Below are 16,704 nucleotides of genomic sequence, written 5' to 3' on the forward strand. Positions count from 1 at the left end.
CCTAGTGTCTCGTGATCCGGTTGTAGTTACCTGACGGTCGTTGGCGCGTTGGACAGGGCATGGATCTCTCTTTTGAACAGCGGGACGAACTACGGGAATTGGCAGCTTCTCGGGATGTTCCGGCGGATGTGGCACGTCGGGCTCAGATCTTGCTGTGGCTCGCGGAGGGTCGTCGCCGCAAGGACGTCGCGGAGCTGGCCGGCGTTGTGCCGGTCACGGTCGACCGCTACCGGGCCCGCTACGTGCAGCGGGGCATCCCCGGATTGGTCAATCGCCGCCCGGGCGGCGGGAAAGAGCAAGTGCCGCCGCAGACCCGGGGCCGTGTGATCGCGTTGACCAAGACGACCCCGCCGCCGGAGACAGGCTTGTCGCACTGGTCGACGCGCACCCTGGCCGACTACCTCAAGCGGCGGGAGGGCATCGCGGTGTCCTTCCACTACGTCGCCCGTATCTGGCGCGAGGAGAATCTCAAGCCGCACCGTTCGGGCACCTTCAAACTGTCGAAGGACCCGGCGTTCGCGGAAAAGGTGGCCGATGTGGTGGGGCTGTACCTGCACCCGCCCGGTGGCGCCGTGGTGCTGTCGGTCGACGAAAAGACGCAGGTCCAGGCGCTGGACCGGACCCAGCCGGTGCTGCCGGTGGCCTTCGCGGCCACCGAGAAGCGCACCCATGACTACGTGCGGCACGGCACCACGAACCTGTTCGCCGCGCTCAATGTCGCCACCGGCGAGGTCGTCGGCGAGTGCCGGCCGAACCGGAACGGAACAAACTTCCTGGCCTTCCTGAAGAACGCCACCCGGCCGCACACCGGCAAAGAGATCCACGTGGTTCTCGACAACCTCTCCACACACACCACCCCGGAGGTGAAGGCATGGCTGGCGAAGAACCCGCACGTGCACTTCCACTTCACCCCCGTGGGCTCGTCGTGGCTGAACCAGATCGAGATCTGGTTCGGGATCATCACCCGGCAGTCCATCCGCCGCGGCACCTTCGCCAGCGTCAACGTCCTCATCAAGCAGATCCGCGACTACATCAACAACTGGAACGAGACGGCCAAGCCGTTCACCTGGACCGCGACCGCCAACGAGATCCTCGCGAAGGTCCGCCTCACCCAGACCAACGTCAAGAAACTCGTGCGAAACAACTCGAAGTAACACAGACCAGATCACGAGACACTAGGGGTAGTTATTGGCCCTGATTCGGTGACTGCCTGGCTGTTTTTGATGTTCGCTGCGGTAGTCGGAGCGGCGTCTGAGTTTGACAATCTACAGGCAGCCGCGCGCCCCTCGCGGTCGGATCGTATCTGTGGGAGGGGTGCCAAGCTCACTTGGCCCGATGGCGGGCCCCGCCTCGCGAAGGAGAGAGCGCGGGCGAGCGGCGTGACCGTGCTGCAGGGAGCGACTTTCCGGGATCTGCGGCACTTCGCCGATGCGTACGGCTATCTCGTCTGGGAGGTCGACTGGGCCAATGCCCCCGCCTCCTTCGAAGAACTCTTGCTCATTCGTCGTCGGGGCTGGGCTCGTCGGGGTTGTGCGCTGTTGCCGGCAGGGATGGCGGCGGATCAGGCGTCGGCCCAGGCCGCGGCGTCAGATGGCGTCAAGGTTTCGTACAGCACCTGTCGTTACTCTCCTGTGAGCAATCTCGAATCGAGGGCAGTGATATCGGCGATGCTTGTTCGTCAACTCAAAACGTGGGGGAACGTTGAGTGAGTCCGGCGCATATGTCGTTGTTGTCAATGACGAGGAACAGTATTCCATTTGGCCGGCCGGGCGGGACATACCGGACGGTTGGACCTCGGAGGGAATGACGGGTTCCAAGGATGAGTGCCTGGCGCACATCGACACGGTCTGGACGGATATGAGGCCGCTGAGCCTGCGGAAGGCGATGGCTGCAGACGATTAATCGTGGACATCATTCCGCAGGCGCGTGCCGCGTTGGATGCCCTTGCGGCAGGCGTCAATACTGTACTTGCGCGAGATCCGCGACTGGCAGTCGACTGGTGCCGGGCCGCCCTGGGGCTGCTGTCTGCTGTCCCGGAGGACGGACAACAGCAGGCTGACCTGCTGCTGTCCCTGGCTCGTGCGCATGCGCGCATCGGAGAGCTGGCGCAGTGCCGTGCGGCTCTCGCGCAATGGAGCGCGCTTGCCGGGCCGGACCAGGGGTTGACTCAGGCTGCCGACATCCTGGCGATCCTCTCGCTCGCGGACGGCCGATTCACGCACGCTCGCGTGATCCTGCGGGGAGCCGTCAACCATCCGGCCGCCGTGGACACCGGGAGTCTCAGGCTGGATCTGGCGGCAACCGCCCTCTGGGACACTCACTGGTCCCGGTCGGACGCTGCGCTGGCTGTGATCAGGGAGGACCAGCACCTCCAACGGGCACGCGCGTTGGTGCTGCTCGCCGTCGAGGCGCTCGATCGCGAAGAGGTCGATCACGCGCTGCGGCTGGTGAAGGACGCGGCGGACCTCGTCGACCTGCGGACCGATGAGGAACTGGCCGAGCGTCCGGTCATCATGTCCGACCTCGGATGGGCCGAGACACACCTCGGCCAGAACCAGCGCGCCCGCCAGCGGTTCCAGCGAGGACTGCTGGTGTGCGAGGCGAGCGGCCAGTACCTGCCGGTTGCCCCGCTCCAGTCGGGACTTGCGGAGCAGGCGCTGCGCCAGGGAGCCCTGTCGGCTGCGACCGACAGGGCGGAGCGCGCGGTGTCGGTCGCGCGTTCCCTCGGCCATCGCGACCACTGGGCCATGGCTCTCGTCGTGCGGGCAGATGTCGCTCTCGCCGCGGGGCGCCGTGATAAAGCTCTGGCCGACGCCAGGTGCGCGATGCGGGTGGTCGACCTGGACAGCCCGCAGTGGCGGCGGGCGCATCTGGCCTACGCCGCCGCAGTCCTGGCGGCTGGTGACAGCGCGGCTTGCGTCCGTGCGTTACTGGATGTCGCGGGTGACGAACTCGGCGAGTTCCCGGTGTGGGAACGCCGGCGGGCGGCGAAACTGCTCGGCCGGGCCGAGCGTGCCGCCGGACGGGTGCGGCACGCTGTCCGCTGGGAACGGATCCGAGCCCGTTACGAGGCGTTGTTGGATCTCCCCGAGAAGAGTGCCGCGGGGCCGGTACTGGTGAGCCGGCGCGAGTTCGAGGTCGCGCGTCTGGTCAGCGAGGGCCGGACCAACCGGCAAATCGCCCGGCTGTTGGAGGTGAGCCACAAGACGGTGGAGACGCATCTTGCCCGCATCTTCGCCAAGTCCGGTGTCTCCAGCAGGGCCGAGTTGGCCGGGCTGACCGTCGCCAACCGGGTGGTCGCCCGCCCCGGCCCCTGAAAGCCGGGGGGCGGGCGACCCGCACACCTGCTCCTGCCGGACTCAAGGTGTCCTCAGGACGATCGGCCTCGCCGGCCGCGACCGCAGCCGGCGCCGCCGACGGCAGGGCGGCGGACCCGTTCCAGACGTGATCAGTCTCTCCACTCGAAGGAGACCGGGAGGCGGCGATACCCGTTGACCTGGGTCGCTGACCCGCTCGGGCTCTCCCGCGTGATGGATCGCGGTGAAGTGCTCGGCGCCGCCCCTTCCCGGAGGAATCGGCGGGCTCCGGCGAGCCATCCTCGTGTTCCCTTCACAGCGTGTTCCCTTCACAGCCCGTCGGGCGCTCCGGGTGTCCGGAGCCTGACGTGTCGGCCAGATAGCGCGAGCGGTCTACCCGGGCGATGAGGGTGCGCGGTGCGCCCGGAGCGTCCGGTCCCCCCGGACCACCGCCGCCCGCCCGCTGTACGCCGGCGTCCACGGAGGCGGCGATCCGGGCGACCGTCGGCTCGACGAAGAGTTCCTGGAGCGGAACCTTCACCCCGAACCGGTCGTCGATGCGCAGAGCAAGGCGGGCCATGAGCAGGGAGTGCCAGCCGAGGGCGAAGAGATCGTCGTCGCGGCCGACCCGGGAGGCACCGAGGAGTTCGGTGACGATGTCCGCCACGGCCGCCTCGGTGGTGGTGAACTGCGGGGCGGTGTACGCCGGGGCATCGTCCGGGGCGTGGCCCAGGGCGATCAGCGCCCGTCGGTCCACCTTGCCGTTGACCGTCAGCGGCAGGGCGCCGACCGGGCGGAAGCCGGCAGGCACCAGATACTCGGGCAGCCGTTCGCGCAGGTAGGCCCGGAGTTCGGCGGCTGTCGGCGGTGCCTCCCGGGGCACCACATAGCCGGTGAGCCCGGTACGGCCGCGGGCATCCTGGTCGGCCAGGACGAAGGCGTCGCGGACGCCGGGGTGGGTGCGCAGCACCACGGCGATCTCCCCGGGTTCTATCCGGTGACCCCGGATCTTGACCTGGGAGTCGGCCCGGCCGAGGTACTCCAGAGAGCCGTCCGGCCGCTCCCTGGCCAGATCACCGGAGCGGTACATCCGCTCCCCGGCCCGGTCGGGGTGCGGCACGAACCGCTCGGCCGTCAGGGCAGGCTGTCCCACGTATCCGCGTACGACTCCCTGGCCGCCGATGCAGATCTCTCCGGGTTCGCCGGGGGCGACCGCAGAGCCGTCCGCGTCGAGCAGGCGCAGGTCGGTGCCGGCGAGCGGAGCGCCGAGCGGGATCTCGGTGGCTGTGACGTCCCGCGCGGGTGCGGGAGGGGGCGGGGGTCCGCTCGCCCGGTTCAGCGGTCCATAGGTGGCGTGCACGGATATCTCGGTGATGCCGTACATGTTGGTCAGACGGGTCGCGGGATCACCGTTCGCCCGCCAGTCGGCGAGGTGACCGGTCTCCAGTTTCTCCCCGCCGAAGACGATGTGGCGCAGATCCAGGCCGCGGAGCAACTGCGGGGCGACCGCGGTCAGTTCGGCGAAGACCGCGGGCGTCTGGTTCAGCACGGTGACCCGATGCCGGCGCAGCAGCTCCCAGAAGTCCGGTGGCGACAGCGTCTCTTGGGCCTCCACCAGCACGAGCCTGCCGCCGTGTACGAGCGGGCCCCACATCTCCCACACGGAGAAGTCGAAGGCGTAGGAGTGGAAGAGTGTCCACACGTCCGTGTGGTCGAAGCGGAAGTCCGCCGCGGCTGCGAAGAGATTGGCCACGCCCCTGTGCGGCACCAGCACGCCCTTGGGCCGTCCGCTGGAGCCCGAGGTGTGGATGACGTACGCCAACCGGTCGAGGGCTCCGGGTACCCCGGGATCGGCGGCGGGCAGCGCCGCGAGCGTCTCGGCCTCAGCGTCGAGGTCGATGACCGCGGCGTCGTGCCCGGGGAGGCGAGACTTGGTCTCGGCGCAGGTCAGGATGATCGACGGCCGGGTATCTTCGAGAACGTACGCGGTCCGCGCGGCCGGGTGTGCCGGATCCAGCGGCACATAGGCCCCACCCGCCTTGGCCACCGCCAGGGCAGCCACCACCAGGTGGTCGGAGCGCGGCAGGCAGAGCGCGACCATCGACTCGGGGAGCACCCCGGCATCCCTCAGCCGGTGGGCGAGCCGGTTGGCGCGGGCATCGAGTTCTGCGTAGGTGAGTGCGCCACCGCTCCAGACGAGTGCCGTGCGGTCCGGCGCGATCTCGGCCCGGCGCGCGAACATCTCATGCACGGGGCGCAGTCCGGCCGTCTCCTGGCCGGACCCGGCGGTCTTCGGTCCGGGGCCGAGGAGCCGTGGATCGGACAGCGTCGCCTCGGGGGCGCCGGTCACCGTGTCGAGGACGGTGCGGTACTGCTCCGCCCAGCCGCGGGCGGATTCGGGCCGCAACAGCGCTGCGTCGAAGTGCAGCACTCCGTGCCACTGGCCGTCGATCTCGGCGAGGGTGACGCCGGTCTCGAACTGGCTGGCGGGCGGAGTGAACGGCACCGATTCCAGGGCGAGTCCACCGACCGTGCCACGGACGCCTGGAAGTCCCAGGGCACCGGCGGCCGTCAGCGGACCGTGCCCGCCCATCGGCCGATGCACGGTGATGGCGGCTTGGGCGAACACGGGGCGCCCGGGGCTGCGCCGTGGCTGCAGGCGCTCGATCAGCGCGGGCAGCGGCAGCCCGGCGTGGGCGACGGCGGACCGTACGGTGCCGTGGGTACGACGGAGCAGCGAACCGCAGGTGTCGGTTCGCGAGAGCCTGCCGCGCAGTAGCAGCGTCCCCGCGAACAGCCCGATCCCGGCGGCCTCGTCCGCTGCGCGCCGGCCGTGCTCGGGGGTGGCGACGAGCAGGTCCTCGCGGTCGCTGAGGCGCCCGAGGAGGATCTGGTAGGCGGTGAGCAGCACCGTATAGGGGGTGGTTCCGGCGGCGGCTGCGGCGGTGGTGATCCGGGCGCTGAGCTCCGGGCCGAGGGCGAAGGGCACGCTCCGGCCTTGCGGGGAGGGGTGCTCTGCCCGAGGGCGGTCCGCGGGCGGTGCGCCGTCCATGGGCAGCGGCAACAGAGCGGGAGCACCCGCCAGTTCCCGGCTCCAGTACTCCCACAGCCGCTCTTCCTCGTCCCGGGTCGGCTGCCTCGGCACCGGGCTGCCGACCGGTGGTACAGGCGGCGCCTCGCCCTGCAGCGCCGCGGGATAGAGCAGGTGGAGGTCGGCCAGGAGCACCTCGACCGACCAGAAGTCGGCGACGATGTGAGGGATCGCGAGGACCAGCCGGTGGTCGTCAGGGCCGAGGGTGAAGACCGCGGCCCGCAGGAGCGGTCCGCCGGCCAGGTCGAAGGGCCGGTAGGCGGCCTCGGCAAGGCGCGCCTGCAGGGTCTCCGCGTCGAGCCCGGCGGCGTCGCACCGGACGAAATCGATCTGTGGGCCCCGCCGAATCCGTTGTACGGGACCGTCACCGGCCAGGATGAAGGCGGTACGCAGCGCCGGGTGCCGGGCCACCACGCCGAGCAGGGCCCGTTCAAGGGCTTCGGTGTCCAGGGGGCCTCGGACGGCCACCGCAGAGGCGATCACCTGGGCCCGGCCGTCGGGCGCGACCTGGTGTCTCAGCCACTGCGCGTACTGGTTCGAGGTGAGCGGCTGATCCCCGACGGGCTCGGCGGGCGTGGCCGCGGCCGGGCCCGCGACGGTGGACGCCGGCGCCGCAACCAGCGCGGCGAGTTCGGCGAGGGTGCAGGCAGCCGCCTCTTCGAGATCGATCCGCTGCCCGAACTCGCGCTCGATCCGGTGCTGCAGTTCCACCGTGCCCAGCGAGTCGAGGCCCAGCTCGATCAGCGTCCGGTCGGCGGGGAGGTCGTCGTGCCGCAGGAGCAACTGGGTGACCTGCGTGCGGAGAAAGGCCAGGGCGCCGGCGGCGCCGGCCGTGGTCCGCGGGGCGTCTGGAAGGGGAGCCGCGGAGGCGGCAGCATCACCCTGGCCCACCGCGACGGCCGGCCCAGCGTCGTCGTGGTCCGCATGGACGGTCTTCAGCGCACCGGCACGAAGCTCTGTCCTGCAGGTTCCCCGTTGCACCTTGCCGCTGGAGGTCCGCGGCAGAGTACCGGCCCGGAGCAGCACGACGGTGTGCGGCCGTACCTGATGCGCGGCGGTAACGGCACCGCGGACGGCCGTCACCACGTGTGCAGGGTCGCCGTCGAAGCCGCGGTCGAGTTCGTGCACGACGGCGAGGCGCTCGGCCCCGTCATCGCCGCTGCCGCCGATCGAGAAGGCTGCACCGCCGCCAGGACGCAGCGCCGGATGGCTCTGCTCGACGGTCTGCTCGATGTCCGGCGGATAGTGGTTCCGGCCGCGCACGATGATCAAGTCCTTGAGCCGGCCGACCACATGAAGCTCGCCTTCGGACGACCGGTACCCCAGGTCGCCGGTGCGGAGGAAACACGGCCCGGTGGTGCCGCTCAGGGTGGCCGCGAAGGTGGCCGCGCTCAGCTCGGGCCGGCCCAGGTAGCCCTCGGAGACACCGGGTGAGCTCACCCAGATCTCGCCGACCCGGTCGCTTTCGGCGAGTTCGCACGTCGCAGGGTCGACGATCTCCACCCGTACGCCTGGTACCGGAATGCCGCTGGAGACGACGGGAGCGCTGCTGTCCGGCGGAGTTCCGTCCACAGCCGCCGCGGTCCCGCGCGGTTTCGCTGAGACCAGCAGGGTCGCCTCGGCGAGGCCGTAGCACGGTGTCAGCGCCTCGGCGCGGAAGCCGCTGCCGGCGAAGGCCGCGGCGAAGCGGCTCAGGGTCGAGGGGCGCAGCGGCTCGGCCCCGTTGAAGGCGACCTCCCAGGAGCTGAGGTCGAGCGCGGCCCGCTCCTCGGGTCCGATGCGGTCGACGCACAGGTCGTAGGCGAAGTTCGGGGCGCCGCTCGCCGTGCCACGAACCGAGCTGATCGCCTCCAGCCAGCGGGCGGGCCGTTGTGCGAACGCCGAGGGCGACATCAGCACGCAGCTCCCGCCGCAGTACACCGTGCCGAGGACCGAACCGATCAGGCCCATGTCATGGTAGAGGGGGAGCCAGGAAACCACCCGGCTGTCGGGAGACGTTCCGAACGCCTGCTGGGTCACCCGTGCGTTCGACAGCAGGTTCCCGTGGTCGAGCAGCACACCGCGAGGGCTGCTGGTCGAACCCGAGGTGTACTGGATGAACGCCGTTGTCCGCTCATCGGCCCGGTACGGCGTCCAGCCGTCGATCTCGGCTCCCTGCGTCACGGTGTCGGTCGCGACCAGCCGCATTCCCCTCATCGCGGGAGCCCTGGACGCCAGGCGGCCGGCGAACTCCGCGGTGGACAGGGCCGTGTGCACGCCGCTGTCCCGGACGATGCCCGCGAGGCGCTCCAGCGAGCGTGCCTGGCGGGTGGGGGGATAGGCGGGTACCGCCACCGCGCCCGCGTACAGACAGCCGAAGAAGGCCGTCACAAAGTCGAGGCCCGAGGGGTAGAGCAGCAGCACCCGACGGCCTGTCAGGCCGAGTTCCTGGAGGCGGATGCCGACCGCCCGGGCTTCTGAGTCGAGCTGGGAGTACGTCAATTCGCCGTCCGGGACCTCCCCGTCGGCGAGGTAGCTGAAGGCGACACGGTCCGGTGAACGCAGTGCGGTATCGGCGAGTAGCCCGGTCCAACTGCCCGCCGTAGGGCGAATCTGGGTCATCAGCACCTCTATCGTCCGAGGGCGCGGCGGAACACCGCCGGTGGGTAGGCGAACAGCCTGGCCATGCCCGGCGCCGCGCATAAAGTCGGGAACACTCCTGACACCGGCGCGGCCCCGCCCGCGGAATGATCAACCGGCTCCGAAGGCCGCAGGGACGTCCAGGCCGTTGACGCGCCGGCCCGGTGTTCTGCGGGCACTGCTCCCGTGGCAGACGGCCGTCCACCTCCCCGCGGGAGCAGGCGGCTGCGGTTGCTCGTCAGATGGTGAACTCCTGTGCCACCAGGGTGAATCCCGCGTCCCACGCGGCCCAGCCGACCTCGGCCGGTGGCTCCTCAGCCAGCGCCCCGGCTGGGAAACCGGCGGACTTCGCCAGCAGGCGCAGCCGCAGGGGTCCGTCGCCGCTGACCTTCAGACGGAGTTCGACACCCTCCGGCGGCGGCGCGGCGTAGGTGAATCCCCAGCCCCAACGACCGTGCACTCCGAGCCTGTTGTGGCCGCCGGGCAGCTTCTCGCCCGCCACCGTCAGGCTCCGTACGTCACCGCTGTCGGTGTCTGCGTACAGCTTCAGCTGACTGGCCGCACCGCGGTCGGTACCGATGCGCACGGTGACCTCGCGCGATCCGCCCGCGCTGCGGCGGGTGGAGAGCACCTTGAGAGTCGGTGCCGGAGCCTCGGCGCGGGGCGCGGGTCCGGTGCGCCACTCGTCCGGTTCCGACAGATACGGGAACTCCGCCGCGAGCGGAGCGGTGTCTCCAGCAACGTACTGATCGAGCCACGGATGGCCGCCCCGCCCCGAGCTCACCCACCGGGCCTTCTGGCCGTCGGCGACGTACAACAGGCTGACCTGGGAGGGGTGTCGGCCGTCGATGCCGTCCCGGGCCAGGCCAATCCCGCAGACGACGAAACCCGCGAGGGTCGCCGCACCGGCCCTGATGAGCAGGGGGCGCCGCGGCACAGGGCGGGCGAGCGGCGCTGCCAGCAGGGCGACGAGCAGGGCGAGCACGATCAGCGGCGCCAGGGCGAGCCCCAGTCCGAACGTGGCGAAGAGCAGCGCCACCATGGGGGCGAGCAGCGCGGCAGCGGGTACGGCCGGCAGTGCTGCGGCGGCGGTACGCCAGTGGGAGGCCGCGGGCAGCCGGACCGCGGTGGCGAACCCTGCCGCGCCGGTCAGGGCGGGCCAGAGGAACAGGTACGAGGCGCCGGGAACGAGCACTGCCGTCAGCAAGGTGAGGAACGTCAGCCAGCAGGTGACCGCCGCGCTCAGTTCCAGAAGGCCGCATCTGCGCCGCAGCACCACCGCCCAAGCCCACACGGCCACCCCGGTGACCGCACACAGGCCGAGCGCGGGGAGCCCCGGACGGTAGGGATCGCCGAAGATGAATCCCGCGTAGTGCGGCCGGACGAGGACCATCAGCCGCCAGCCCGCCCAGCCCACCACAGCCGCCGTGAGCAGCGGTACGGGGACGGTGGCGGCTGCGATCACCAGCGTCCGGCCCTTGACGGCGTGGCGCCGGAGCGCGAACCACACGGCGGCCCCGGATGCGGCCACCGAGATCCCGGCCAGTGGCAGCACCAGGCCCCCCGGATAGCGCACCAGGAGCGGCCCGAGCGAGAAGTAGGTCGCGTCGCCGCCCTTGCCGATCGCGGAGACGTCCGCCGCGGCCAGATGCCTGGTGGCGGACAGGACAGTGGCGCCCATGTCCTGCAGAGAGTCTTTGCTGGAGTTGGCGAGCTTGTCCTGAGGGGTGTCGTAGTTCGCCGACGTGCCGATGTTGGCGAAGTTCATTCCGGTGAAGCCCGCGTCACGGAAGACCGTGAAGTCGGTGTCGTTGGGCAGGAGCCCGTACACCTCGTCGGCGAGCGAGGTGGTCACCGGCACCCGGTCGGCGAGGGCGGGCACGAGCGCCGCGTTGTGCCCACCGGTCTCGAACATCACCGCGCGGCCTGAGGTGCCGCGGGACTCCACATTGAGTACGACGGTGCGATCCGGGTCGCCCTGGTCCTCGGCGGCGAGGCGGGCGCGGACACCCATGAGGCCGTGCTCCTCCGCGTCGGAGAAGAGGAAGGTGATGTCGTTGCGCGGCGCGGGGCCCGACCGCAGTGCCCGGATGGTTTCGAGCAGCGTCGCCACACCGTGCGCGTTGTCCGTGGCCCCCGGCCCGATCTCCACCGAGTCGTAGTGGGCCACGACCAGGATCCGGCCGGTCGGATCGGTGCCGGGCAGCGTGGCTTCGATGTTCTGGGTCCGGGCGGCCATGACGTGACCGGAGGTCCGGTCGATGCCGACCTCTTCGTGGACCTCCGGCTCCATGCCGAGTCCTCTGAGTGTCCGTACCAGTTGATCTCGTACGCGATCGTGTGCAGCCGATCCGATGGGGCGCGGCCTCGTAGCGATCTGTTCGACGTGGGTGTGGGCGCGAGTGGCCGAGAACTCGGATGCGGGCGCGTCGGCCGGCAGCGGATCCGGCGGTGTGACGGTGTACAGCACGCCGAGGCCCGCCACGGCCAGCGTGACAGCGAGGACCAGCAGTCCGGGCAGCCAACGACGACCGGAAGCGGGCGGCTGCCCCGAGGCCGGGGCGGTGTCGGGGATGAGGGTCTCACGCAGAGTCATTCGCCCTCCGTCGTTCCTGTGCGTTCGGTCCGGGCCCGGTGTACGGGTACGGGACGTGGCCGGTCCTGCGGCCGGGGACCAGCGGCAGGGCGTCGGGCGTGAGCCCCGGCAGGCACGACGGCGCCGGCAAAGTGGGGCGCACGCAGCCGACGTGGTCCACGGCCAGCCCCCCCGCGAGGCTCCCGAGCGGCGAGTGGCCGTTGGTCCGGCCGAGCGGCAGCGTGCGCATCGGCGCACCCGGGAACTCCGCAGTGACCAGCCGCTCGTCCAGCAGTTTGGTGTTGGCCACGTCCGGTGGTCTCACCCGCCCCGAAGCGGAGTCTCGGCACCGCGGTGGTGCTGGGTTCTACCACCACGCGCGCCTCCTTCCTGAGGCATGTGAGGCAGCCACAAGGCCCGTCGATCGTGGCAGCGTGGCGCTTCCAGCAGCAGTCGGGAGAATCCCCCACGCCGACGGTTCGCGCCCCGTCCGTCAGCGGGCCTCCCGACCGGCTCATCCGCCACCTCGCCACCGGTCTCCGCGCCATCCTTTACAACGCCCCTGCCAGGGCACTGAGTCGGACGGCACCTCAGCCGAAGCGGCAGATCCCGCACAAAGCCAAGCAGACCGCGCTCTACCGCGTCGTCGGCGAGATCAGCGCAGAGACCGGCTGGCTTGCCTACGACTCACCAAAGCACCAAGACTGAGCGCTGATCAGTCGCCGTGGTAGAGGCGATGCGGCTCGATCAGTTGGATGGCGGGGTCGCTTTCGGCGCGGAGGCGCAGGTCGTCGGTGAAGCCTGCGGCGCTGTAGCAGTGCAGTCTCGTGGCGTCGGTAGCTGTGCCGCGTGCCATGAGCAGGGAGCGGATGCGCTGGAGGCGGTCCAGATGCCTCTGCCCCATGACGTCGTTCCACTTGACTTCACCGATGGCCAAAAGCCCCTCGCCGCCGCTTTCGGTCTCGCCGTGGACGGCGACATCGACCTCGTGACTGGTCTTCGCGGCGGGGTCGTTGACGGTGCCGCTCGCCACTCTGGTGGCCACCGCGCCGTGGGTTTCGGCTGATGCGTGCCAACGGGCCCACTCACGGCAGACCTGCTCGAAGTGCGGGCCGACGACTTTGCTGCGGAACGTGGACTGGGCGCGGCGCCACACCGCATGGGCGCGTCCGGGGCGCTCCAGGTCACCCCAGGCAGGACGCATGACTGCGTGGTAGAAGGCGATGAGGGGTTCGGCGATGCGGTAGGCGGAGCGGTTACGGCGGAAGGCGTCAGCCTCGTGCGTGATCATGCCGACGTCCTGAAGGACGCTGAGCGGGTGGGCGAGATCCGCAACCGGGGGGCGAGGCGAGGTCGGAGCGCCGCGCGCATCCGCCCGGACCGGTCGCTCGGCCGTCGCAGAGCACCGCCCCGAAAGGGTGGCGTCCCACCAGCGGGGGACGAGCACGTGCCGCGGCGTGTTCCGTGCGGCCTTCCTGGCTCAGCGCCGGTGGCTCCCATGGGGACTCACGTCAAGGCTTCGGCAGGCTATTGCCAGGTCTCCCAGCGCACGGCCTCGTCAAGGACGGACCGGGCGCCGTCGAAGTCCGCCAGGCGAGCGGCGACCGTGCGTGCGGCGAGGTGCTCGGGGAGGGCGGCCGAGAACTTCAGGCCCTGCACAGCACGGGGGTTGACGTCAGGCAGGACAAGGTGGTGGGCGAGGGCGGTGCAGGCGGCCTGCCAACTCTGCGGTGTCGTTGCCGTATTGAGGCGGATCCGGGCGTCGTCGGGTTGTTGTACGGGGTCGGCGAGGGCCCCGAGGGATGCGATGAGGGTGGCGTTGGCGCGGAAGCCGGCCCAGGTCCACCACTCGAGCTTGTCGCCCTCGCGGCGTAGGAGCGTCCCGCGTGCGTCGACGTGCGAGGCCCGGTTCTCCCGGAGTTCGGCGAGGCGTGCCTGCGCGCGTCGGGTGAGGCGGGCGGGCGGGTCCGCGCCGAGGAGTACGTCGCGCATGGCGCGGGTGAGTGGGAAGGAGAGGCCGCTGAGCCCGTAGCTGTCCCAGCGGGCGCGGCCGCCGCCTTCGGCGGGTTCGACGAAAGCACGTCTGCGGTTGAAGTCGATGTGGCCGACCTGCCAGCTGCGTCCGCCGAGGAGCAGCAGGCGCGGCCCCTCATGCTGTTCCAGCAGGAGCCGAGGGTCGATGGTGCCGAGGTCCTTGCGGCCGAAGTAGACGGTGAACTGCGGCGGGGCGGTGAAGGCCGCGGTGAGGGCCATGAAGTGGCGGCGGCCGAAGTGCTTCTCGGCCTGGGGGCCGATGAAGAGGAGCCCTCCGTCGGTGTCGAGGAATCCGCCGCTGACCAGGTACTTGATGATTGGCGTCGCGCTCTTGTCGAAGGGTGCGAGACCGTTCCACTCCTCGTGCCAGGTGCGGTCGCCGAGTGTGTGCTGCTGCAGGGCTGCGGCGAGAATCTGCTGGGCGACGAGGTGGCGCGGCTGTGGCGGCGGGACGACGGGCTCGATCCAGTGACGGCCCCACAGCAGGAGCAGTGCCGCGGCTTTGAGGAGGGCGGGCTCTTCGGTGGTGAGGAAGAGGGCATTGCGTACGGTTCCGGTGCGCCGTCCCGTGCGGCCCAGGCGCTGCAGGAAGGCTGCGACGGTGTCAGGGGCGCCGATCTGGATGACCCGGTCCAAGTCGCCCACGTCGATGCCGAGTTCAAGGGTCGAGGTGGAGACGATCACGCAGTCGCGGGCCTCGGCGAAGGCTTCTTCGGAGCGGCGCCGCTCGTCGAGGGAGAGGGAGGAGTGGGAGAGGTATGTCGTCACGCCGCGGAGACGAAGCTTCTCACCGAGTTCCTCGACGGATGCGCGGGAGTCGCAGAAGACGAGACGCTTTTCGCCGCCGTGGAGGAGGGAGATGAGTTTGGCCGCGTTGTCGAGGGAGCCCACGTAGTCGAGTTCGATGTCGCCGGGTGGTGGGGCGCTTCCTCCGGGTGCCTCGGGATGAACGCCGGGTGCGACGACGCGGCCCGTGCGCTCGTGTGGCTGCGCCCCTTGCAGCCAGTGCAGCAGGTCTTCGGGGTTGCCGACGGTGGCGGACAGGCCGATGCGCTGGATGCGCCGCCCCGCGAGGCGCTCCAGGCGTTCGAGTACGGCGAGCAGGTGCCAGCCGCGGTCGTCCGAAGCGAACGCGTGCACCTCGTCGATGACCACGGCCCGTACCCCGCCGAGCATGTGCTTGTGGTCGGTCTTCTTGCTGATGAGTTGGGCTTCGAGGGATTCGGGAGTGGTCAGGAGGATGTCAGGGCTGTCGACCCGCATTCGCTTGCGGGCGGATTCCCTGGTGTCGCCGTGCCATAGCCCCGCCGTGCGGCCCAGCCATCCCGCGTAGGTCCCGAGGCGGGGTTCAAGGTTGTTGAGGAGGGCTTTGAGGGGGGCGAGGTAGAGCACCGAGGTGCCCTGCCAGTGGCTGTTCTCCATGGCCGCGAGCAGCGGGAACGAGGCGGCCTCCGTCTTGCCGCCCGCGGTGGGGGCGAGCAGCACGGCGTCCTCGCCGTCCATCAGCGGGTCGACGGCGGCCTTCTGCAGGGGCCGCAGGCCGGGCCAGCCGAGGGTGTTGACGATGTGGTGCAGGAGCACGGGATGCAGACGGTCCACCGGATCCGGGCGGTCCACCCGGTCCGGCTCCATCACAGCTCCAGGCCGATGTCGTCCGCTGCCGCCGCATTGCGTTCCATGTCCGTCAGCTCGCTCCCGGACAAGGTGAGTTGATAGTGGGCCCGCGGGTCGAACTCCTCGAACTGGTCGATCCGGTCGAGGACGTCCCCGACGAGCTTCTTCAGGAAGATCCGCGGGGCGACGCCGACCTTCCCGCCCAGGCGCCCGCCGACTGCCTTGGCGAGGTCGTCGATGTACGCCTCGTCGGCCACCTCCTGTATCCGTACGGGATCGTCCGCTCCGGCGGTGTACAGGTCCCGGACCTTCAGCCCGAGCTGGACGAGGCGCTCCCCGGTGAAGCCCGGCAGCCGGATCTGCACGGCACGCGGGTTGTCGAAGCGAGGGTCGGTCGTGAAGTCGGTGGCGAGCCGCTGTGCGAGGGGGGCGAGTCGCTGCACGCCCTGCGGCCCGTCGTAGAAGGCCGGGGTGCCGGTGATCACCAGATAGAGCCCGGGGAACCGGCCGGAGTGCACCTCGTCGATGAGCTGGCGCAGCGCGTTGAGGGCCTTGTCGCGGGCGTCGGAGCGGACCCGCTGCAGCGTCTCCACCTCGTCGAGTACGACGACGAGGCCGGCGTGACCGGTGTCACGCAGGACGGTGAGGAGCCCCTGGAGGAACCCGAGTGCCCCGAAGTGGTCGAGGTCACCACGCACCCCGGCCGTCTTGCGCGCCGCGGCGGACACGTGCGGCTGTCCGCCGAGCCAGGAGAGGACGGCGGCGGCCGACGTGTCATCGCCGGCTTCGAGCGCCTGCCGGTAGCCGCGCAGTGCGGCGGCGAAGGCCGGTGCGTGCCGGGACACCTCGGCGAGCCGCGCCGACATCAACCGGTCCACGGCATCGGCAAGAGCGTCCTCACCCACTCCGTCCGCGAGCGCGTCCTCCTCCAGTGCGTAGAACCAGCCGTCGACGACCTGCTGCAGCGCGCTGGGCGCGAAGGCCGAGGTGACGAGCCGCTCGATGAGCCGCCGGTAGACGGTCTCAAGCTTGTGCAGCGGCGTCTCGTTCTCCGATACCTGGATCTCACAGACGGCGAACCCGCGGGCCTTGCCGCGCTCGGCGAGCCACCGGGTGAAGAACGTCTTGCCGGAGCCGTACTCGCCGCGCACCGCTTTGAAGACGGAGCCGCCGCCTGCGGCGGTTTCCAGCTCCTCGTCCACAGCGGGGGTGAACCGGTCGAGGCCGGTCGCGAGCAGATCAAGCCCCTGCTCGGGCACGGCCCCTCGCCGCAGTGCGTCCACGACGCTTCGCCGCCGTACGGCGCTGACCTGACCGCGTACGTCATTCACGGGCACCATCCTCGCAAACCCGACCCTCCGGCTGCCCGGGAGTCGGTGTTGCGCGAGGACTTGGGTACCACGATCGCAGTGCCGCAAGCCCCTGGGCGGGATGAGCCGAAAAGGGCTGGGGGACGGCGGTCACGCCCGTACAAT

At 70.5% G+C, this 16,704-nt stretch carries 11 protein-coding genes; 5 read left to right on the plus strand and 6 right to left on the minus strand.

Features of this window, described 5'->3' with window-relative positions; genetic code table 11:
- Window positions 1-59: 59 nt before the first annotated feature.
- From B124_RS05805 to B124_RS05820, 4 genes are all read left to right on the plus strand, one after another.
- A complete protein-coding gene (locus B124_RS05805; protein ID WP_496501572.1) occupies window positions 60-1,154 on the plus strand; it encodes an IS630 family transposase in 1,095 nt (364 codons plus the stop codon).
- 225 nt (window positions 1,155-1,379) lie between these two features.
- Window positions 1,380-1,709, plus strand: a complete 330-nt coding sequence (locus B124_RS05810; RefSeq protein WP_496501573.1) for a hypothetical protein — start codon at window positions 1,380-1,382, stop codon at window positions 1,707-1,709.
- A complete protein-coding gene (locus B124_RS05815; RefSeq protein ID WP_496501574.1) occupies window positions 1,702-1,902 on the plus strand; it encodes an MbtH family protein in 201 nt (66 codons plus the stop codon). The genes B124_RS05810 and B124_RS05815 overlap by 8 nt, the downstream gene beginning before the upstream one ends.
- Before the next feature lie 2 nt (window positions 1,903-1,904).
- The gene (locus tag B124_RS05820) at window positions 1,905-3,317 is read left to right on the plus strand and encodes a LuxR C-terminal-related transcriptional regulator (protein ID WP_496501575.1); all 1,413 of its coding nucleotides are present in this window, start codon (window positions 1,905-1,907) and stop codon (window positions 3,315-3,317) included.
- Between the two features lie 292 nt (window positions 3,318-3,609).
- Here B124_RS05820 and B124_RS05825 read toward each other — a convergent pair whose 3' ends face one another.
- The 3 genes from B124_RS05825 to B124_RS05835 form a co-directional block, all read right to left on the minus strand.
- A complete protein-coding gene (locus tag B124_RS05825; RefSeq protein ID WP_496501576.1) occupies window positions 3,610-8,988 on the minus strand; it encodes an amino acid adenylation domain-containing protein in 5,379 nt (1,792 codons plus the stop codon).
- Between the two features lie 256 nt (window positions 8,989-9,244).
- Entirely contained in the window at window positions 9,245-11,602 is a 2,358-nt protein-coding gene (locus B124_RS05830; RefSeq protein WP_496501577.1) for a M20/M25/M40 family metallo-hydrolase, read from the minus strand.
- Window positions 11,589-11,891, minus strand: coding sequence for a hypothetical protein (locus tag B124_RS05835; protein ID WP_496501578.1), 303 nt, complete (start codon window positions 11,889-11,891; stop codon window positions 11,589-11,591). Before B124_RS05835 ends, B124_RS05830 begins: the two co-directional genes overlap by 14 nt.
- An 89-nt stretch (window positions 11,892-11,980) precedes the next feature.
- Here B124_RS05835 and B124_RS05840 point away from each other — a divergent pair, with 89 nt between their 5' ends.
- On the plus strand, window positions 11,981-12,289 hold the full coding sequence (locus tag B124_RS05840) for a hypothetical protein (protein ID WP_496501579.1): 309 nt from the start codon (window positions 11,981-11,983) through the stop codon (window positions 12,287-12,289).
- A gap of 7 nt (window positions 12,290-12,296) precedes the next feature.
- Here B124_RS05840 and B124_RS05845 read toward each other — a convergent pair whose 3' ends face one another.
- The 3 genes from B124_RS05845 to brxD form a co-directional block, all read right to left on the minus strand.
- Entirely contained in the window at window positions 12,297-12,872 is a 576-nt protein-coding gene (locus tag B124_RS05845; protein WP_496501580.1) for a hypothetical protein, read from the minus strand.
- A 236-nt stretch (window positions 12,873-13,108) separates the two neighbouring features.
- A complete protein-coding gene (locus B124_RS05850; protein WP_496501581.1) occupies window positions 13,109-15,247 on the minus strand; it encodes a DEAD/DEAH box helicase in 2,139 nt (712 codons plus the stop codon).
- The gene (brxD, locus tag B124_RS05855; protein ID WP_496501582.1) at window positions 15,247-16,569 is read right to left on the minus strand and encodes a BREX system ATP-binding protein BrxD; all 1,323 of its coding nucleotides are present in this window, start codon (window positions 16,567-16,569) and stop codon (window positions 15,247-15,249) included. The genes B124_RS05850 and brxD overlap by 1 nt, the downstream gene beginning before the upstream one ends.
- Between the last annotated feature and the right edge of the window lie 135 nt (window positions 16,570-16,704).

It is taken from the genome of Streptomyces sp. CNP082 (assembly GCF_059570535.1).

What these genes read in the sequence shown, in the direction of transcription:
- B124_RS05830 (WP_496501577.1), bottom strand. Translation starts at nt 11,602, where the DNA reads ATGACTCTGCGTGAGACCCTCATCCCCGACACCGCCCCGGCCTCGGGG.
- B124_RS05805 (WP_496501572.1), top strand. Translation starts at nt 60, where the DNA reads ATGGATCTCTCTTTTGAACAGCGGGACGAACTACGGGAATTGGCAGCT.
- brxD (WP_496501582.1), bottom strand. Translation starts at nt 16,569, where the DNA reads ATGGTGCCCGTGAATGACGTACGCGGTCAGGTCAGCGCCGTACGGCGG.
- B124_RS05845 (WP_496501580.1), bottom strand. Translation starts at nt 12,872, where the DNA reads ATGATCACGCACGAGGCTGACGCCTTCCGCCGTAACCGCTCCGCCTAC.
- B124_RS05850 (WP_496501581.1), bottom strand. Translation starts at nt 15,247, where the DNA reads ATGGAGCCGGACCGGGTGGACCGCCCGGATCCGGTGGACCGTCTGCAT.
- B124_RS05825 (WP_496501576.1), bottom strand. Translation starts at nt 8,988, where the DNA reads ATGACCCAGATTCGCCCTACGGCGGGCAGTTGGACCGGGCTACTCGCC.